The sequence below is a fragment of the Roseovarius sp. THAF8 genome (genome assembly GCF_009363735.1).
Taxonomy (GTDB): Bacteria; Pseudomonadota; Alphaproteobacteria; order Rhodobacterales; family Rhodobacteraceae; genus Roseovarius.
Genome location: NZ_CP045410.1, coordinates 3,666,362 through 3,685,320, shown reverse-complemented (window position 1 = coordinate 3,685,320; position 18,959 = coordinate 3,666,362). Strand labels below are relative to the sequence as shown.

Here is an 18,959-nt window from a genome sequence, read left to right as displayed (position 1 = left end):
AACCGGCCTTCGCGGCACGACCCCCGCCATGCCGCCCTTGCAGAGCCGCGCAGCTTCACTTACGCCAGACCTCAGGATGACACCGAACCGGCACGTCCCCTGACATAAGTGCATGAAACCCAAAATCCTCACGACCCTGCCCGGCTATTCCCGGACGCTTCTGGCGCAGGACGTCCTCGCCGGCGTGACCGTGGCGATGGTGGCCCTGCCGCTCAGCCTGGCCATCGCCATCGCGTCGGGCGCCGACCCCGCCAAGGGCCTGGTGACCGCCATCGTCGCGGGCTTCCTGATCTCGCTTCTGGGCGGCAGCCGCGTGCAGATCGGCGGGCCGACCGGCGCCTTCATCGTCGTGGTCTTCGGCGTGATCGCGGATCATGGCTATGACGGGCTGGTGCTGGCCACGCTCATGGCCGGTCTCATCCTGCTGGTCGCCGGTTTCTTCCGGGCCGGAAACCTCATCCGGCTGATCCCCGAGCCGGTGATCAACGGCTTCACCATCGGCATCGCCGTCATCATCGCCACCAGCCAGCTCAAGGACCTTCTGGGCCTCGCGGTCACCGACCTGCCGGCGGATTTCCTGCCCAAGGTCGAGGCGCTCTGGGCCGCCCGGCCCACCGTCTCGGGCGCTTCCGCGACGATCGGCGTCGTGACGATGGCCCTGATCGTCCTGTTCCGCCGCGCCGCGCCGAAATGGCCGGGACTGATCGTCGCGGTGGCCCTGACATCCGCCATCGTCGCCGTCACCGGGCTGCCTGTCGACACCATCGCCTCGCGGTTCGGCGACCTGCCCGGCACCCTGCCCAGGCCCGCCCTGCCGGTCGTCAGCATCGACAGGTTGATCGAGCTTCTTCCCTCCGCCCTGGTCATCGCCTTCCTGGCCGGGGTCGAATCCCTGCTCTCGGCCATGGTCGCCGACCGGATGATCGCGGGACATCACCGGCCCAACGCGGAACTGCTGGCGCAAGGGGCCGCGAATATCGGCTCGTCGCTCTTCGGCGGGATGCCCGCGACCGGCGCCATCGCCCGCACCGCGACCAACATCCGCGCGGGCGGCAAGACGCCAGTGGCCGGTCTGGTCCACGCGGTGACGATCCTGATCGTCATGCTGGTCGCGGCACCGCTGGTGGGGTACATGGCGATGCCCGCGCTGGCCGGTCTGCTGATCCTCACCGCCTGGAACATGAGCGAGCCGCACAAGTGGCGCGGCCACCTGGCCGAGCGCGCCTCGGACATCTTCCTGCTGGCCCTGACCATGGTCCTGACCGTTCTGGCCGACCTGACCGTCGCCATCGGCGTCGGCGTCGCGCTGGGTCTGGCCCTGCGCCTGCACCGCCGCGACGTCCCGGCCTCCGACTGGTCGGAGCCGGACCGATAGGCCCGGCACGCCACCCCGGCGTCACGGCCGACCGGGGACAGGGCCTGCCGCCTGGCCAACGCCCCCGGCGCAGCGCTACAGCCGCGCGAACTCCGCGCCGATCTCGGCGTCGCCGTCCTTGCGCTCAAGCCGCTCCAGCATCGACGTGATCTTCCGTCTCAGCCGCCGCGACCGGATCTGCCGCGCCTCCAGCTTGCGGGGCGCCAGCCGCACACCCTCGTCCCCCGGAACAAGGTCGAACTCGCGCGCCGCCGCGACCACGTGATTGGCCTGGTTGGTCGCACAGACCGCCACCAGTTTCAGACAGCGGTCCTTCAGGTCGCTCTCGTCCGCGCTGTGCCCCGCCCGGCGGGCCACATCCTCGAAGGTTCCGATATCCACGTACCCGCCCGACGGGATCGGGCCCTGCCCGGTTACGCTCGTCGGCTGCTCCAGCTCCTCCTTGCGCAACTCCTCGCGGTCGACGACGCTGGCGACATCGACCTCTTCGCCCGTGTCCAGCGACGCCAGCACGTCCAGCAGATAGGCCGGCTGCGCGCCCATGTTCGACACCAGGCACCGCGCCTTCATGTCCTGCCCGCCACCGCGGTTGATCAGGATGCTGGACCGGCGCTGCTGGATATAGCCGCTCAGGAAGATATGCAGGTAGACCAGCCACACGAAAGTCGTCGTCAGGCTGGCCGCGATCTGAACGATCTCCACGTTCTCTTTCAGAAACTCCATCATTGTCGTCACGCCCCTCGCTCTTGCCGGCTTTTGCAAAAGGGCCAACGCGGATCATGCGCGCGTGTTCCCACCCGCGCGGGTCGCCACGCTTGCATAGTGGCAGGACCCGCCCCCGCCGCGCAAAGAAAAACGCGCGCCCCGGTTCACCCCGAGACGCGCCCCCAAGCCACCGTCAGGGTCGCGCCACGGCCCGCAGGGAAAAGAACCGATATTCGCATTGCGGACTTTGGTGCCGTTCACGACGGAGGCGAGCGTCAGCCCCTGGGATGGCGATCCGACGGCAATTCTCAAGCACTTCATGCCCGCCAAACACGTCCTCGGAAGGGTCGTTGCGCCCACCTCAGCCAAATCGCCAGCCCGTGGGAGGGGCTGACGATGGCCGGGCCGCTTCGCGACTGTTAACCGGCTGGGGCGCAACACCAGTATGTTACGAGCGACTGGACTGAAGACGTGTCATCTGAAGCCCCAGCGCGGAAACAGGCCGCAGGCCCGCGCCATCGCCGGACCGCCCCCACGGCGCGGCGATTGGGTGAAACTCGGTGCATCGCCCAATCTTGTTTCGGATGTGGCCTGGACAAAACGCTGCCGAACCACCCTCGGATCGCCGCGCCGCGGCCCGTCAATGGCGCTCGGGGCTATTGATCACACGTGTCCGCAAAGGGCTCGAAGCAGCGCTTCGCTTGGCGTCGCATCGGCGTCCGCGTCTCTGTGTCGCCAACAGAAAACGCGCATGACCGCATCCGGTCACGCGCGCTCCCACAATCCGCGCCCCCCGTCAGCCCGGGGGCGCGCACGCAAGGGCGCGGCAAGACCACCGCCGCCCGTGCGAAAATTTCGTCAGCTGTCGATCCCGACAAGCTCCACGTCGAAGGTCAGGTCCTTGCCCGCCAGCGGGTGGTTGGCGTCCAGCGTCACCTGCTCGTCGGTGACCTCGGCCACCATCACCTGCAGGGTCTGGCCCTGCGGCGTCTGCACCTGCAACTGCGTGCCGATATCCAGCGGGATGTCGTCGGGAATGTCGGCGCGCGGCACCGCCTGCTTGGCGGCCGGGTCCAGCGGGCCATAGGCCTCGTCCGCGGGCACTTCGACGGTCTTCTTGTCGCCCACTTCCATGCCCGGAATGGCCTTGTCGAGGCCCGGAATGATCTGGCCCGAGCCGACCTGGAATTCCAGCGGATCACGCCCTTCGCTGCTGTCGAAGGTCGTGCCGTCGGCCAGGGTGCCCTTGTAATGAACTTTTACCGTATCGCCGGATTTCACCTGCGTCATGTGGTTTCCAATCTGTTTGGGGGATGGGTTTCCAAGGCCGCGCCTCGCGCGGGTACTTGCTGGTCTGCCCCAAGGCTAACCTGCCATGGCAGCGATTGCAAACAGGGTTCCAACCCTTCCCCAGACGTGCCACTCTGCCCCCGAACTGCCCCCCGAACCACCCCGGACCTTAAGGCCTCCCATGCCCATCACCACCTGCATCTTCGACGCCTACGGCACGCTTTTCGACGTCGCCGCCGCCGCCCGCACCGCCGCAGACGAGCCCGGTCGCGAGGCGTTCAAATCCCACTGGCCCGCCATCGCCGAGCACTGGCGCCTGAAGCAGCTGCAATACACCTGGCTGCGCGCGGTGATGGACCGGCACACGGACTTCTGGCAGGTCACCCAAGACGGCCTCGACTGGGCGCTCGAGGCCGAGGGCCTCGCGGACGACGCCGACCTGCGCGAACGCCTGCTGCAGCTCTACTGGGAGCTCGAAGCCTACCCGGAGGTCCCCGCCATGCTCCACGCGCTCAAGGACGCCGGTAAAAACACCGCGATCCTGTCCAACGGCTCGCCCGCCATGCTGGACGGCGCTGTGACATCGGCGGGCATCGGCGACGTGCTCGACGACGTGCTGTCGGTCGAAAGCGTCGGCATCTTCAAACCCCACGCCAGCGTTTACGACCTCGTCGGCGACCGCTTCGGATGCGCCAGGTCCGAGGTCCTCTTCGTCTCTTCCAACGGCTGGGACGCAGCGGCGGCGGCGGGCTATGGCTTCACCACCGCCTGGGTCAACCGCGCCGGCGCGCCGATGGACCGCCTGCCCGCCACCCCCGGCCACGTGCTGACAGACCTCACCGGCATCCCGGAGCTTGCCCAATAATGCCGCACTTCACCACGTCCGACGGCCTGTCGCTGCACTACACCGACGAAGGAAACGGCACGCCCATCCTCTGCCTAGCCGGTCTCACCCGCAACGTCACCGACTTCACCTATCTCGTGCCGCACCTGTCGGACCACCGCGTCATCCGGCTCGACTATCGCGGTCGGGGACAGTCGGACTACGCGGAAGACTACATGACCTACAACATCCTGCGCGAAGGCCAGGATGCCATCGAACTTCTCGATCACCTCGGGATCGAGCGGACCATCCTCATCGGCACCTCCCGCGGCGGCCTCATCGCGATGGCGCTCTCGCACAGCCACCCCGACCGCCTCGCCGGCGTGGTGCTGAACGACATCGGCCCCGAGGTGGCCCCCATCGGCATCGAACGCATCATGGATTACGTTGGCAAGACGCCGCCCTTCGACACCCTCGACGCCGCCGCCGACGCGCTGGCCGCGGGCCACGCACGGGACTTCCCCGACATCCCGCTCTCCCGCTGGCGCGAACAGGCCGAGTTCATGTGGCAGGACGCTCCCTCGGGCGGCATCACCCTGCGCTACGACCCCCGCCTGCGTGACGCGCTGGTGGGCCAGGCCGGCGCGGGAGAGGCCGTGGACCTCTGGGCGCTCTTCGACGGGCTGAAACCCATCCCCACCGCCTCGATCCGGGGCGAGAACTCCGACCTTTTCACCGCCGAGACGCAAGCGCAGATGCAAACCCGTCACCCCGACATGATCACCACCGTCGTGCCCAACCGCGGCCACGTCCCCTTTCTCGACGAGCCGCAATCGCTGGCCGCCATCCGCCAGTTGCTGGAGGCCGCCGCATGAGCGACATCACCCTCATCCGCGCCGCCGCCGAGCGCCTCAAGGGCCACGCCCGCCGCACGCCGCTGCTGTCGTCGCCCTTCCTTGATGAAATCGCGGGCCGCCGCATCCTCGTCAAACCGGAATGCCTGCAACATACCGGCAGCTTCAAGTATCGCGGCGGCCGCTCCGCCGTGTCGGCACTCGACGCCGCGACCCGCGCCAAGGGTGTCATCGCCTTTTCGTCGGGCAACCACGCCCAGGGCGTGGCCCTCGCCGCCCGCCAGATGGGCGCCACCGCCGTCATCATCATGCCCGCCGACGCGCCCGCGTTGAAAATCGCCAACACCCGCGCCCTCGGCGCCGAGGTGGTGCTCTACGACCGCGCAGCCGGCGAAAGCCGCGAGGAACTGGGCGAGGCACTGCAGGCCGAGCGCGACCTCACCCTGATCCGCCCCTACGACGAACCCCAGGTCATCGCCGGCCAGGGCACCTGCGGGCTGGAGATTGCCGAACAGGCGGCCGAGATGGGGATTCACGAGGCCGAAATGCTGGTCTGCTGTGGCGGCGGCGGCTTCACCTCCGGCATCGCCCTGGCGCTAGAGGCCGACGCATCGGGCCTCAAGGTGCGCCCGGTGGAACCCGAAGGCTTCGACGACGTCACCCGCTCGCTCGCCTCGGGGCAGATCGAGACCAACGCAGGCGTCAGCGGCAATATCTGCGACGCCATCCTCACCCCCGCGCCGGGCCAGATCACCTTCCCGATCCTCAAACGCCTCTGCGGCCCGGGCCTTGTCGTCAGCGAAGACGACTGCCTGCGCGCCATGGCCCACGCCTTCCAGCGCCTGAAACTCGTGGCCGAACCCGGCGGCGCCGCCGCCCTCGCCGCGGCCCTCTTCCACGGCGACCAACTTAACGCCGACACGGTCATCTGCACGATCTCCGGCGGCAATGTCGACGCGCCCATGTTCGCGCGTGCCCTCGAAACACTCGGAGAAACCCCATGAGACGCGTCGAAGGCGACCTGATCGCGCTCGCCAAATCCGGCCAGTTCGACGTGCTGGTGCACGGCTGCAACTGCTTTCACGCCATGGGCGCGGGCATCGCCCGCATCATCGCCATGGAATTCCCCGCCGCAGCGCAGGCCGACATGGAGACATCCAAGGGCGACCGCGCCAAGCTGGGCACCATCTCTCACGCCACGGTCGATTGCGACGGCCACAGCCTGACCATCGTCAACGCCTACACCCAGTTCGATCACAGCGGTCACGGGCAAAAGGTCGATTACGACGCGCTGCAATCGGCCTTCGAAAAGGTCGCAGACCAGTTCCCCGAAGCCCGCATCGGCTATCCCCTGATCGGCGCAGGCCTGGCGGGCGGCGACTGGGACGAGATCGCCCCGCGCATCGACACCGCGCTCGACGGGATGGACCACGCCCTCGTGGTCCTGCCCGTCGCCGATGGCTAGGCCCGTGGCCCGCCCCGGACGCAACCGGAATTTGCGCAAATTCCGTGATAGAAAATACGCATTTTCTATCACGTTTTCCGCGCGGAAAACGCCGCCAGGACCATAGGACAATCGCCCCATGACCGACGTCACCATCGCCAGCTTCAACGTCAAGAACCTCATCGGCCCCGACCGGGAATACTACGAGTTCCAATCCTACACCCCCGAGGAATACGCCTGGAAGCTCGACTGGATGGCCGACCAGATCCTGACGCTCGACGCCGACGTGATCTGCTTCCAGGAGATCTTCGAGAAAGACGCCCTGCACGCCGTCATCGACGAGGCGTCCATCCGCGCCCGCGCCCTCAACGACGCGGCCATCCCCGACCGCTCCAAACGCTATCACCGCAAGGCGATCTTCCGCAAACTGGCCGTCACGCCCTATGACGACGCCACGCTGGCCTTCGCCCCCAACGCCGCCGACACCGGCGAGCCGGGCAAACGGCGCCCCGGGGTCGCGATGCTGTCGCGACTGGGCTTTGCTGGCACGCCCGAGATCATCCAGGACCTCGAAGAGCCGCTTTCCATCCCCTTCCAGCCTTTGCGCGGCATGGACGGCACGCAGGACGCCGGGCATTACGTCCTGCGCCGCCTGTCGCGGCCTGTCATCAAGGCGCGCATCCCCATGGGCGGCCAAACCGTGACGGTCTTCAACTGCCACCTGAAATCCAAGCTGGGCGAATACATCACGCCCCCCGGCGCCGACTACGCCCCCGAAGAGGACCTGACGCAATACGATCCCATCGGCCGCGCCATGGGCGCGCTGCGCGCCACCGTCCGGCGCATGGCCGAGGCCTGGGTGCTGCGCCGCGAGGTCGTGCGCGAGATCGAGGCCGGCCACCCGGTCATGGTGCTGGGCGATTTCAACGACGGCGAACATGCCGTCTCGACCGAGATCATCACCGGCGAGGCGCCCTTCAAGAACTATGCCTGGATGCTGCGCCACGACGCGCAGGACCGTTCCGACCGCTATTCGGACGAGGAAAACCGCCGGATCACCGAGGAGGTCGAGCGCGTCCGCCTGCATTCGGCGGAAAAGATGTTCGTCCGCAAATCCCTGCGCGACATGGTCTACACCTCGGCCTTCGGCGGCGTCTTCGAGAGCATCGACCAGATATTCCTGTCCCGCCATTTCCACCCCGACAATCCCGACCGGGCGGGCGAAATGACCTATTTCAGTGTCTTCAACGACCACCTCACCGACGGCTCGCACCCCGAAGCGCCCTATAACAAGCTCGCCTCGGACCACGGCCAGATCATGGCGCACCTGCGGATGCAGGAGACGTAACACCGCCGGCGCAGGCCCAGGCCCTCAAGGACCCGGGGGTCAGGAAATCCCAACTGTAACGACTCGTCCGCCCGTGGTACCTTCGGTCATTATTTGCTGAAACAATTTAGGGTCGGTGGCCCTTTTTCAATAAAATCAGTTCGATACGCTGTGCCAATAGTCTGGCCACCGTTCTGCGTCATGGAAATTCTCGACATCAGACTGCTGGGGTTGGCGGTCGTCGCCGCCTTGGGTTACGGCATCGCCACCATCGGAATGAAGATTGCCTCCGGCCACTGGTCACTCGTCGCCTACGGTCTCATCCTGCTTGGGTTCATCGCCGCAACACAGGCCGAGGTCGTGCTGATGCGCGGGGTGACGCTCGGCACGCTCTACCTGCTGATCATCGCGATCGAGACGCTGATCGTGCTGACCTACGCCTATTCCATCGGCGAGGGCCTGTCCTCTCGCGACGTGGGCGGCGGCGCGCTCATCCTTCTGGGGCTGGCGATCGTCTCTCACTGACCGGCCTCTGCTGCGGGCCGGCGCCTGTGCCAATCGGCGGCGCTCCGCGCAACGCGGAGCGGTCAATGCCGCCCTGTTCAGGGTTGCAAATCTGGCAGCACAAACAACCCAAGATTTAAATAATCATTGACAGACCCTGCCATGACGAGTCATTTATAAAGGATATTACATTCGCGCTCCGGCGTTTTTCTTGACTGCCTTTGACCAATTTCTTGCCCGAAGACTTTTTCATGAAAGGAAATTTCCAATGCCCAAGGACCGTGCCGAATCCACCTACCGATTCCGTGTCGAGGCCGCCGAACTGGCCCGCCACCGCCACCACCCCGAGCATCGCGCCAATGGCGACGAGGCGCGCTACGGCGCCGCCTGCTATCCGATGAGCTTCACCAAGGGGCTCGATCACGACCAGACCACCGGCCTTGTCGCCGACACCGACGCGTTCGAGGCCTTCCGCAAGGCCATCGACAACGGTTTCTGCGAACCCTTCACCACGCGGGTACCTGTCCCCCGCGACGAGCCGCGCCGCTTCTGGGAAGCGCCCACCGCGGGTATCGTCCATGACCTGCAAGGCCCCGACGCACAGGCCGTCACCATGCCGCCCGCGCCCGAGCTCTGCTCGGACGAGCTGGCCTTCGAGATGGCCGAGGTCTACGAACTCGCGATCCTGCGCGACGTGCCCTTCACCGCCTTCGAGGAAGGCGCGGGCAATGCCGCGGTCGACGCCTCGGCCACGCGCCTCGACGGGCTGGCCTATGCAACCGATGGCTTCAGGGGCCGCCCGCGAAAAACGAACGCCGCGGGCAATCTGTCGTCCGGCACCGTCTTTCGCGGCTCCTCGCCCGGTGTGCTCAACGGCCCCTACCTGTCGCAATTCCTGCTGATCGGCTCCTCGCCCGGCGCCAAGAAACCCGACCAGGGGCTGATCGAATACGGCGCCCAGCTTGTCGACCAGACCGTCCCGGTTGCGGGCGAAACCGACTACATGACCACCTGGAATGACTGGCTGCGGGTGCAGCGCGGCTATGGCGGCACCGGCATCCAGGACTTTTCCCTCGACCAGCGCCGCTTCATATGCACCCCGCGCGACCTGGCGACCTACGTGCATTTCGACGCGCTCTACCAGGCCTATCTCAACGCCTGTCTGCTCCTTCTGGCGCAGAAGGCGCCGTTCGATCCGGCCTTCGACCTTCTGTCCGGCCCGCCGGGGGACCGGCTGATGATCGACCCCGCGACCGGGGCGAAAGTGCCCTACAACGCCGGCGGCTTCGCGCTCTGGGGCGGGCCGCACATCCTCAGTCTCGTGACCGAGGTGGCCACGCGCGGCCTCAAGGCCGTCCGCTACCAGAAGTTCAACGTCCACCTGCGCCTGCGCCCCGAGGCGCTGGCCGCGCGGATCGCGCGCGCCGACGAGATCGAGAAACGGTTCCCGCAGATCTGCGGCTGCTTCACCGACATGCGCGACGCGCTCAAGCCGACCCTCGACGCGCTCGACGCCCACCCGACCAGCGGCAACGGCGCCGACGCGGCGCTCCTGCCCATGGCCTTCGGCGAGGGCTCGCCGATGCACCCGACCTACGGTGCGGGCCATGCCACCGTCGCCGGGGCCTGCGTGACCATGCTCAAGGCGTTCTACGACACGTCCTCGGTCTTCGTGCGCATCACGAACCCCAAAGACAAAACCGACTGTGATGCAGGCTTCTACGACAAGGCTGCGATCCATGACGCCCTCTGCGACGGCAAGGTGGTCGAGGCCGGCGCCTATCGCTGCGAGATGCTGACCAAGGAAGAAAAGAAGAAGGCCGAGCATTGCAAGAAGGAATGTGGCGTTCACCTGCCGATGTCCAAACTCGTCTTCAAGCCCTGCGGAACCTACAAGCTGGTCAAGAAGGACACCAAGAAGAACATCGCCGAACATGTCGTGCTGCACCCGAGCGACAAGAAAGAACAGTGCTGCCCCCTGACGCTCGAGGGCGAGTTGAACAAGCTCGCCGCCAACATCTCGATCGGGCGCAACATGGCCGGCGTGCACTATTTCTCCGACTATTACGACAGCCTGCGCATGGGCGAGCGGATCGCCATCGGCATCCTCGAAGAGCAGGCTCTCGGCTATCCGGCGGATGACTTCGTCATGTCAGTCCCCACGTTCGACGGCGAGATCCGCCGGATCGGACGCAAGTAGCGTCCGCCCCAAGCGGCGGCCCGGGCTTACTCCCTCCCGGGCCGTTCGCAGTGGACAAGGCCGGCAGGGTGTGGCTCTTTGCGCCCATGCCCCATGTTCATCTCAACGACATCGACATTCACTACCGCGACGAAGGCACGGCGGACGGCCCGGCCCTCGTCTTCGCCAATTCGCTGGGCACCGACCTGCACCTGTGGGACGCGATCCTGCCCCACCTGCCAAAGGGCCTGCGCCTCATCCGCTATGACAAGCGCGGCCACGGCCAGACCAGCGTACCGCCCGCGCCCTATGCCATGGGCACCCTCGTGCGCGACGCCGAGGCGCTGCTCGACCATCTCGACATCCGCGACTGCGTCTTCGTCGGGCTCTCCATCGGCGGGCTGATCGCGCAAGGCCTCGCGGTCAAGCGCCTCGATCTCGTCCGCTGCATGGTCCTGTCGAACACCGCCGCCAGGATCGGCAACCAGAAACTCTGGCAGGAGCGCATCGACGCCGTCCGCGCGGGCGGGATCGAGGCGCTGGCCGACGCCACGATGGAACGCTGGTTCTCCCGCGACTTCCTCGCCAGGCCGGAGCTGCAAACCTGGCGCGACATGCTCACCGGCCAACCAGACGAAGGTTACATCGGCTGCTCGGCGGCGATCTCCGGCACCGATTTCTACACTCCCACCAGCGGGTTGCGCCTGCCCACCCTGGGCATCGCCGGCTCCGAGGACGGCGCCACCCCGCCCGATCTGGTGCGCGAAACGACCCAATTGATTCCCGGCTCCGAGTTCCACCTAATGCGCCGCACGGGCCACCTGCCCTGCGTCGAGGCGCCCGAGGCCTATGCCGCCCGCCTGACGCAGTTCCTGCAAGAAACAGGCCACATCTAACCGCGCACGACCGACGCACCCTTTCCGCGATGAACGGCCCCGACTACAGTCCGATGCATAGATCCAGACCGGAGCCTTCATGTCGTCGCGCCTGCCCACAGCGTTCATCCTGATCACCGTCATGATCGACGCCATGGGCATCGGGATCATCATCCCCGTGATGCCCGAGCTGATAATGGATATCGACGGCGGCACGCTCGCCTCGGCGGCGCTCTGGGGCGGCGTGCTGACCACGCTTTTCGCGGTGATGCAGTTCCTCTTCGGCCCTATGGTGGGCAACCTCAGCGACCGCTTCGGGCGGCGGCCGATCCTCTTGGGCTCGCTCTTCATCCTCGCGCTCGACTACCTCGTGATGGCCGTGGCCCACGCCATGTGGCTCTTGGTGCTGGGCCGACTGGTGGGCGGCATCATGGCCGCCACGCAGTCGACCGCCGCCGCCTTCATGGCCGACACCTCGCCGCCGGAAAAACGCGGCGCGGGTTTCGGCCTCGTGTCGGCGGCCTTCGGCATGGGCTTCGTGCTCGGCCCCGTGATCGGCGGCCTTCTGGGCGATCTCGGCCCCCGCGCGCCGTTCTATGCCGCAGCGTCACTCGCCTTCGCCAACTTCCTCTTCGGCTGGGCGGTCCTCAGCGAGACCATAACCCCCGACCGCGCCCGCCCCTTCGTCTGGGCCCGGGCCAATCCGTTCGGCGCCCTGCGCCAGATCCGCGCCCTGCCCGGCCTCGGGCGCCTGCTGGTCGTCCTGCTGCTCTATCAACTGGCGTTCAACGTCTATCCCGCCATCTGGTCCTACTACACCACCGCCGCCTTCGGCTGGGACCCGTCGATGATCGGGCTTTCACTCGGCATCTTCGGCATCTCGATCTTCGCCGTGCAGGCCGGGCTGATCGGCATCGCCATCGCGCGCCTGGGCGAGGCCGGAACGGTTGTGCTGGCCCTCGGCTTCGCCATCCTCAGCTTCGCCGTGCTGGGCGTCATCCAGACCGGCTGGCTGGCCCTCGCCCTCACCCCCGTCTCGGCGCTGGCGGCCATGTGCGTGCCCGCCCTGCACGCCATCATGTCCCGCCGCACGCCACACGATGCCCAGGGCGAGCTCCAGGGCATCTTCACCTCGGTGGGGGCGCTGGCCATGATCATCTCGCCACTGATGATGACCAATATCTTCGCCGCCTTCACCCATGCCGACGCCCCCCTCACCCTGCCCGGCGCGCCGTTCCTCGCAGCACTCCTGCTCGTGGCCCTCGGCCTCGTGCTCTTTCTCACCCGCAGGCGCCACGCCTCCGCCGATTACGTCGCGACAGGTCGCAATCGGCCTTGAAACCGCGCGGAAAAACCGATCAGGCTGGCGGTCAGCAAGAACGGGAGGGATCATGAAAACCATCAAAGCCGCCGTCTGCCACGAATTCGGCGCGCCCCTCGTGATCGAGGACGTCCGCCTGCGCGCCCCCGAACAGAACGAGGTCGAGGTCGCTCTGGAAACCGTGGCGATCTGCCATTCCGACATTTCCTATGCCGACGGCGCCTGGGGCGGATCGCTCCCGGCGGTCTATGGCCACGAGGCCGCAGGCCGCATCTCAGCCCTCGGCGACGGCGTGACCGGCCTTGCCGTGGGCGATCCGGTGGTGGTGACCCTCATTCGCGCCTGCGGGCAATGCCCCAGCTGCGGCGCGGGCCGGCCCACGGGCTGCGAAACCCCGTTCGACGGCGACCACGGCGCACTCAGCACAGCCGATGGCGGCACCCTGCACCAGGCCATGGCCTGCGGCGCCTTCGCCACCGACGTGGTCGTGCACCACTCCCAGGTGGTGAAAATCCCCGAAGGCATGGCAATGGACGCGGCCTCGCTCCTGGCCTGCGGCGTCGTCACCGGCGTCGGCGCGGTGGTGAACGCGGCGCAGTTGCGCGCCGGTCAGGACGTGGTGGTGATCGGCGCGGGCGGTGTCGGTTTGAACGCCATTCAGGGGGCGCGCATCGCCGGCGCCCGCCGCATCGTCGCCGTGGACATGACCGAGGACAAGCTGGCCGATGCGAAAGCCTTCGGCGCCACCGACGGCGTGCTGGCCTCCCAGGACAAACCCTGGCGCGCCGCGAAACAAGCCATGGGCCGTGGCGCCGACGCCGTGCTGGTCACCGTGGGCGCCGCCCGCGCATATGACGAGGCCCCCCGCTATATCGCGGGCGGCGGCAAGGTCATCATGGTCGGGATGCCCGCCTCGGGGTCGGAATCGACCTACGAGGCCGCCAACTTCGCCGCCGCCGGGCAGAGCATGGTCGGCTCGAAAATGGGCGACGTGGTGATCCGCCGCGACATCCCCTGGATGGTCGATCTCTACCAGCAAGGACGCCTCAAGCTCGACGAGCTGATTTCCAACCGCTGGACCCTCGACCAGATCAACGACGCCATCGCCGATACCAAGTCCGGCACGGCCCGGCGCAACGTCATCATGCTGCGCTGAGGCCGATCTTGGGCGACATTTTCCACACGGAGAATGCGCATTTTCCGTCAGCGGAATTTGCGCAAATTCCGCCCCCCTCCGGTCGGTCCGTTCACCCTGCGAAACGCGAAAATCGGCACCGTCGCGATACCACCCGGATACCGACGCAATACCGACGTGCCGAATTCGGCGACTCCCCACCGTTAACCCTTCCGTGCGACTCGCGCCGATTTCCGGCTTGCCCCATTCCGCCGCTCGGGCCACCGTGCGCCTGACCAGCAGGGAGAAACCCCATGAAACTCAAGGACCTCGACATCATCGTCACCTCGCCCCCCGCGCCGGGCTGGGGCGGGCAATACTGGATCCTCGTGAAGCTCACCACCGACACCGGCATCACAGGCTGGGGCGAATGCTATGCCAGCAGCGTCGGGCCCGACGCCATGCGCGCCGTCATCACCGACGTGTTCACCCGGCACATGCAAGGGCAAAGCCCTGAAAACATTGAATTCATGTTCCGCCGCGCCTATTCCTCGGGCTTCACGCAGCGCCCCGACCTGACCATCATGGGCGCCTTTTCCGGGCTGGAAATCGCCTGCTGGGACATCCTCGGCAAGGCCCGCGAACGCCCGGTCTGGGCCTTGCTCGGCGGGCGCATGAACGACCGCATCCGCGCCTATACCTACCTCTACCCCCTACCGCAGCACGATATTACGCCGTTCTGGACCTCGCCCGACATGGCCGCCGAGTCCGCGCTCGACTTGCTAAGCCGCGGATATACCGCGGTAAAATTCGACCCCGCCGGTCCCTACACCATGCGCGGCGGCCACATGCCGGCCGGCACCGACATCTCGCTCTCGGCCGCCTTCTGCAAGGCGATCCGGGAGGCCGTGGGCGACCGGGCCGACCTTCTCTTCGGCACCCACGGCCAGTTCACCACGGCGGGCGCCATCCGCCTCGCCAAGGCGATCGAGCCCTACGATCCGCTCTGGTACGAAGAGCCGGTTCCCCCTGATAACGTTGGGGAAATGGCCAAGGTTGCCGCCGCCACCTCGATCCCCGTCGCCACCGGCGAACGCCTTACGACCAAGGCCGAATTCGCGCCTGTCCTGCGTTCCGGCGCGGCGTCGATCCTGCAACCGGCCCTGGGCCGCGTGGGCGGCATCTGGGAGGCCAAGAAGATCGCCGCCATGGCCGAGGTCTACAACGCCCAGATGGCCCCGCATCTTTACGCCGGGCCGGTGGAATGGGCGGCCAACGTGCATTTTGCGGCCTCCATCCCCAATATCCTCATGGCCGAAACCATCGAGACCGACTTTCACAACCGATTGATAAAGAACAAGATCCGCGTCGAGGACGGCTTCATCACACCGCCCGACGCCCCCGGCCTGGGGATCGAGGTGGACGAGGATCTGGCCCGCGCGCACCCCTTCACCGGCGACGGCCTTCACCTGCAGATGCAGGATGCGCCGTGCGACTACGTCAATGGCAATTCCTTTGCAGGCGGCGCCCCGGTCAAGACCGGCTGAACGCCGCGCCGCGCGGCATCGCACCGGCGTTTTAAGACGCGCTTAACACCTTCGTGGTCTGATCCCGCTGCGTGTCTCGTGGATCGGGCTCAGCAGCCGCCGGACTGGACCAGCCCGTAGCCGTAATGCGTATCGCGCCCGCCGGGGCCAAGATCCCGCGCCGAGCGCCGCAGCACTGCCCGCGCCCCGTTCAGCGACAGCCCCCCGCGCGAGGCCTGCCGCGCCAGGATCGCGGTCACCACCGGCGCGGCAAAGGACGTGCCGGAGCGATAGCTGCCGCCATTGCCCCAGGCCACGTAAAGGTCCACGCCGGGCGCGGCGAACTCGATGTGGTTGCCGTAATTGGCCCGCCCGTAAAGCCGCCCGCTCGCGTCCACCGCCGTCACGGCGATGGTGTCGGGCGAGGCCGCGGGAAAGACAGGCGCACCGCTGCGGTCGTTGCCGGCGGCGGCCACGATCACCGTGCCCCGTCCCTGGGCCAGCGCAAGCAGCTTGGCGAACACCCGGTTGTTCGCGCCGGAAAACGACATGTTGACCAGCCGGACGCCGTTGCCGACCAGCCAGTCCAGGCTGGCCGCCACGCTCTCCAACCGCCCGCCGTCGCTGCTTTTTTCCAGCCCGAACGCCTCGGCGGCATAGACCTGCACCCCCGGCGCCAGGCCCGCCAGCGGCCCGGCCCCGGCCGAGCCCGCGATCAGCCCCGCCACGGCGGTACCATGGCTGGCCCCGGTGCGGCGCGCGCCCTCGCGCAGAAAGCTCTGCCGCACGATCCGCACCCCGCCAAAGGCCGGGTGACCCGCGTTGATCGCACCGTCGATTACGCCCACGCGAAGGCTGCGGCCGACACGGCAGCTCTGTCCCGGCGCGTCGCCCACCATCGCCGCGTGATAGACGCGCGGGCCCGCCGACCGGAAATAAATCTTGTGCAGGTCCAGCACCGCCGAAGGCGTGCGGCCCGCCAACAGCGCCCGCCCCTGCTGCAGCGTCAAGGTGCGCGGAAAGACGAAGAAATACATCTGCTGCCCGAATTGCGGCAGGGGGCGTTCGCGCAGCAATGTCGCGCCCGCGCTGACCAGTGCCTGCGCTGCGGCCGTCGCCTGGCCCCGGTTGACCAGCAGCACGTATTCCGGCGAGCCGTCGGTGGCCTGCACCTCGTCCCGCGCCGCCCGGCGCAGCCCGCCGGTCGGTTTCGTGCGCGGGTTGTTGCCTGCATTTCCGCCGCGTCCGCCGGTGCCCTGCTGCACCTCGACAAGACCGGGCAGACCGCACGTCCCGACACAAGCCGGGTCCGGCAGGGCCACGGCAGCTCGCGCCGTTTGCGGTGCCACAATAGCAAGAAGACAAAGGCTCAAGATCGCCACGAGAAGCCGGAAAAAAGTCATGTCATTCAACGCTTTCCACAATATCGTCCCGCGCCTGAAGCGCCGCCACGGCTTCGGTGCGTGCCGCCTCGTCCGACGCCGCCAGCGTGTAGAGTCCGATGGCCGACGGCCCGTCCACGATCACGAGGCCCTGCGCCAGAAGCAGCGCCCGTATGTCCGCCTCGGTTGCGTCCTCGGCAAAGGCCACGCGGATCGTGTGCTCGGCGCGCGCCGTCGTCTCTTCACCGCCCGCGAGTTCAAAATCAGTGCCCCCATCATAACCGATATAGGCGGACTGCGCTACAACCAGACCGAACAGAACCACCGCCGCGATCTTCCAGAAATTGCCGGGCGCGGTCGGGCTGTTCGCGGCCTCCGGCAAACCGGCCTGCGGCACAACCGGCGCCGCGGCCTCGGTGTCGAGCTCACGCATCAGGCGGGCCAGCCCCAATTCTCCGGGCGACGAAACGTCCTCGGCCTGCATATTCAGGCGCATGGCCCGCAATGCCTCAAGCTCGCCGGCCAGCTGTGGGTCGGCCGCGACGGCCGCCTCGACGGCGGCACGCTCCTCGCCCTCGAGCGTGTCATTGGCGAGAAAGACCAGCAGCGCCTCGATCTCGTCGCGGGACAGGTCCGATCCGTCGGTCATGACCGCACCTCCATCCGGCCTGAGAGGCAATGCAGCAGCAGTTTCTTGGCATGAAAGACCCGCGTCTTGATCGTGCCCTCCGGCACCTCGGCCACGGTGGCGATCTCGCCATAGGTCATGTCCTGGTAGAAGGCCAGTTCCACCGCCGCCCGGTGCTGCGGCTTCAACTGGTCCATGCAATAGCGCAGATGTTCCGCCTCCTGCGCCGAGGCCAGGCAGGTCGCCGCGTCGGGACTGTCGTCCACGCGTTCGTCGATCTCGTCGGTCAGGTCGACCCGTTTGTGCTTGCGAAAATGATCCATCGTTTTCCTGTAGGCTATACCGAATACCCAAGTTTTCACCGTCGACCGTCCCTCGAAGCGCCCAGCCGAGCGCCAGATGTCCATGAAGACGTCGTGATGTATGTCGGCTGCCTCGTGCGGATCGTTCATTTTCGAGACGATGAACCGGAAAACGGGCTTTTCCAGCGCCTTGTAGAAGGCGGCAAAGGCATCACGGTCACTGGCGGCCATGCGCCTCAGAAGCTCTGCAAGTTCGCTGTTCTGCATACTGTCCCGTCCGTTTCCCACGGCGCAGGGTCCCGATGCGCCGCCGCGGACAGGATGCAATGAGACGGCCCGCGCGGTCAAAGCCTAACATGCGCCTCGCGCAGTCCGGCCTCAGGGCAGATGCCCCAGCCACAGCCAGACCGTGACGATCGACAGGGCGGTCGCCATCAGGACGGACGTTGCGGCCACGCGCATCGCGCGCCCGTACATGCTGGCGAAAATGTAGACGTTGATGCCCGGCGCCATCGCCGCCGTCAGCACAGCGGACCGCGTTGCGTCCACCGGCAGATCGAAGGCCACCCCCAGAAGCCTCGTGACCAGCGGATGCACCACGAGCGAGATCAGGCACAGGTAGAGAACCAGACGCAGGTCGCCCTCGGGGCGATAGCTGGCCAGCACCCCGCCCACGCCGAACAGCGCGGCCGGAAGCGCCGCGCGCACCAGCAGGTCCAGCGCGTCGTTCACCGTGCCCGGCAACGGCAATCCGCTGAGATTCACCGCAAAACCCAGAAGAATGCCCAGGATCAGCGTATTGGAAAACATCGCCTTCAACACGCGCATCACGAGCCCGGAACCGGCCTGCCCCTTGGCACGGACAATCTCCATCGCCGTGATCCCGATGCCGTAGCAGATCGGCGAATGCAGCGCGATGATGGCATAATTGGCCTCCAGCGCGTCCGGCCCGTAGGCGCGTTCGGTCAAGGGCAACCCCAGCAGAAGCGAGTTGGAAAAGAGACCGCAAAAGCCGATGGCCACGCAATCCTCCCAGGGGCGCCCGAACAGGAACCGCCCGCCCAGCATGCCCAGGACAAAGCCCGCCAAGGCTCCTGCATAGAAGCTCACCAGCATACGCCATTCGAAGTATTGGCCAAGGTCCAGCCGCGAGATGGCCACGAACAGAAGGCAGGGAACCGCGAAGCTCTGGACAAAGGTCATCAGCCCTTCAACGCCGCTCTGGCTGAACCAGCCGCGCCAGACCGCCACATAGCCAAAGCCGATGATCATGAAGACCGGCAGGATGACGTCCAGCAGGGCCTGCATTG

Annotated in this window: 18 protein-coding genes; 12 read left to right on the top strand and 6 right to left on the bottom strand. The window is 66.9% G+C overall.

The window, feature by feature from the left end; translation table 11 throughout:
* Positions 1 to 112: 112 nt before the first annotated feature.
* A complete protein-coding gene (locus FIU85_RS17965; protein WP_152497873.1) occupies positions 113 to 1,375 on the top strand; it encodes a SulP family inorganic anion transporter in 1,263 nt (420 codons plus the stop codon).
* Between the two features lie 75 nt (positions 1,376 to 1,450).
* Here FIU85_RS17965 and FIU85_RS17960 read toward each other — a convergent pair whose 3' ends face one another.
* The gene (locus FIU85_RS17960; protein WP_172978918.1) at positions 1,451 to 2,101 is read right to left on the bottom strand and encodes a hypothetical protein; all 651 of its coding nucleotides are present in this window, start codon (positions 2,099 to 2,101) and stop codon (positions 1,451 to 1,453) included.
* Between the two features lie 837 nt (positions 2,102 to 2,938).
* Positions 2,939 to 3,370 (bottom strand): peptidylprolyl isomerase, encoded by a 432-nt coding sequence (locus FIU85_RS17955; RefSeq protein ID WP_152493050.1) that lies wholly within the window; start codon positions 3,368 to 3,370, stop codon positions 2,939 to 2,941.
* Between the two features lie 181 nt (positions 3,371 to 3,551).
* On the opposite strand from FIU85_RS17955, the gene FIU85_RS17950 reads away from it, so the two are divergent.
* The 11 genes from FIU85_RS17950 to FIU85_RS17900 all read left to right on the top strand — a co-directional run bounded on the left by FIU85_RS17950 (position 3,552) and on the right by FIU85_RS17900 (position 15,358).
* Positions 3,552 to 4,235, top strand: a complete 684-nt coding sequence (locus tag FIU85_RS17950; RefSeq protein ID WP_152493051.1) for a haloacid dehalogenase type II — start codon at positions 3,552 to 3,554, stop codon at positions 4,233 to 4,235.
* Positions 4,235 to 5,068 carry an alpha/beta fold hydrolase gene (locus FIU85_RS17945; protein ID WP_152497871.1) on the top strand — a complete coding sequence of 278 codons (834 nt, stop codon included), beginning with the start codon at positions 4,235 to 4,237 and terminating at the stop codon, positions 5,066 to 5,068. The genes FIU85_RS17950 and FIU85_RS17945 overlap by 1 nt, the downstream gene beginning before the upstream one ends.
* Complete coding sequence (locus tag FIU85_RS17940) at positions 5,065 to 6,051, top strand: threonine/serine dehydratase (protein ID WP_152497870.1); 987 nt, start codon at positions 5,065 to 5,067, stop codon at positions 6,049 to 6,051. Before FIU85_RS17945 ends, FIU85_RS17940 begins: the two co-directional genes overlap by 4 nt.
* The gene (locus tag FIU85_RS17935) at positions 6,048 to 6,512 is read left to right on the top strand and encodes a macro domain-containing protein (RefSeq protein WP_152497869.1); all 465 of its coding nucleotides are present in this window, start codon (positions 6,048 to 6,050) and stop codon (positions 6,510 to 6,512) included. The genes FIU85_RS17940 and FIU85_RS17935 overlap by 4 nt, the downstream gene beginning before the upstream one ends.
* A 118-nt stretch (positions 6,513 to 6,630) precedes the next feature.
* Positions 6,631 to 7,839, top strand: coding sequence for an endonuclease/exonuclease/phosphatase family protein (locus FIU85_RS17930; protein ID WP_152497868.1), 1,209 nt, complete (start codon positions 6,631 to 6,633; stop codon positions 7,837 to 7,839).
* Positions 7,840 to 8,019: 180 nt separating this feature from the next.
* Positions 8,020 to 8,343, top strand: coding sequence for a 5-aminolevulinate synthase (locus FIU85_RS17925; RefSeq protein ID WP_152493056.1), 324 nt, complete (start codon positions 8,020 to 8,022; stop codon positions 8,341 to 8,343).
* A gap of 247 nt (positions 8,344 to 8,590) precedes the next feature.
* On the top strand, positions 8,591 to 10,522 hold the full coding sequence (locus FIU85_RS22230; RefSeq protein ID WP_216648881.1) for a hypothetical protein: 1,932 nt from the start codon (positions 8,591 to 8,593) through the stop codon (positions 10,520 to 10,522).
* An 86-nt stretch (positions 10,523 to 10,608) separates the two neighbouring features.
* Positions 10,609 to 11,397, top strand: coding sequence for a 3-oxoadipate enol-lactonase (pcaD, locus tag FIU85_RS17915; RefSeq protein ID WP_152497867.1), 789 nt, complete (start codon positions 10,609 to 10,611; stop codon positions 11,395 to 11,397).
* A 79-nt stretch (positions 11,398 to 11,476) separates the two neighbouring features.
* On the top strand, positions 11,477 to 12,715 hold the full coding sequence (locus FIU85_RS17910) for a TCR/Tet family MFS transporter (protein WP_152497866.1): 1,239 nt from the start codon (positions 11,477 to 11,479) through the stop codon (positions 12,713 to 12,715).
* 52 nt (positions 12,716 to 12,767) lie between these two features.
* A complete protein-coding gene (locus FIU85_RS17905; RefSeq protein ID WP_152497865.1) occupies positions 12,768 to 13,853 on the top strand; it encodes a zinc-binding dehydrogenase in 1,086 nt (361 codons plus the stop codon).
* A gap of 272 nt (positions 13,854 to 14,125) precedes the next feature.
* Positions 14,126 to 15,358 carry a mandelate racemase/muconate lactonizing enzyme family protein gene (locus tag FIU85_RS17900; protein ID WP_152497864.1) on the top strand — a complete coding sequence of 411 codons (1,233 nt, stop codon included), beginning with the start codon at positions 14,126 to 14,128 and terminating at the stop codon, positions 15,356 to 15,358.
* Between the two features lie 89 nt (positions 15,359 to 15,447).
* Here the strand turns inward: FIU85_RS17900 and FIU85_RS17895 are convergent, their stop codons facing one another.
* The 4 genes from FIU85_RS17895 to FIU85_RS17880 all read right to left on the bottom strand — a co-directional run bounded on the left by FIU85_RS17895 (position 15,448) and on the right by FIU85_RS17880 (position 18,957).
* The gene (locus FIU85_RS17895) at positions 15,448 to 16,659 is read right to left on the bottom strand and encodes a S8 family serine peptidase (RefSeq protein ID WP_172978917.1); all 1,212 of its coding nucleotides are present in this window, start codon (positions 16,657 to 16,659) and stop codon (positions 15,448 to 15,450) included.
* A gap of 82 nt (positions 16,660 to 16,741) precedes the next feature.
* Entirely contained in the window at positions 16,742 to 17,368 is a 627-nt protein-coding gene (locus tag FIU85_RS17890; protein WP_152497862.1) for a hypothetical protein, read from the bottom strand.
* A complete protein-coding gene (locus FIU85_RS17885; protein ID WP_152497861.1) occupies positions 17,365 to 17,916 on the bottom strand; it encodes an RNA polymerase sigma factor in 552 nt (183 codons plus the stop codon). Before FIU85_RS17885 ends, FIU85_RS17890 begins: the two co-directional genes overlap by 4 nt.
* A 111-nt stretch (positions 17,917 to 18,027) precedes the next feature.
* The gene (locus FIU85_RS17880; protein WP_152497860.1) at positions 18,028 to 18,957 is read right to left on the bottom strand and encodes an AEC family transporter; all 930 of its coding nucleotides are present in this window, start codon (positions 18,955 to 18,957) and stop codon (positions 18,028 to 18,030) included.
* Between the last annotated feature and the right edge of the window lie 2 nt (positions 18,958 to 18,959).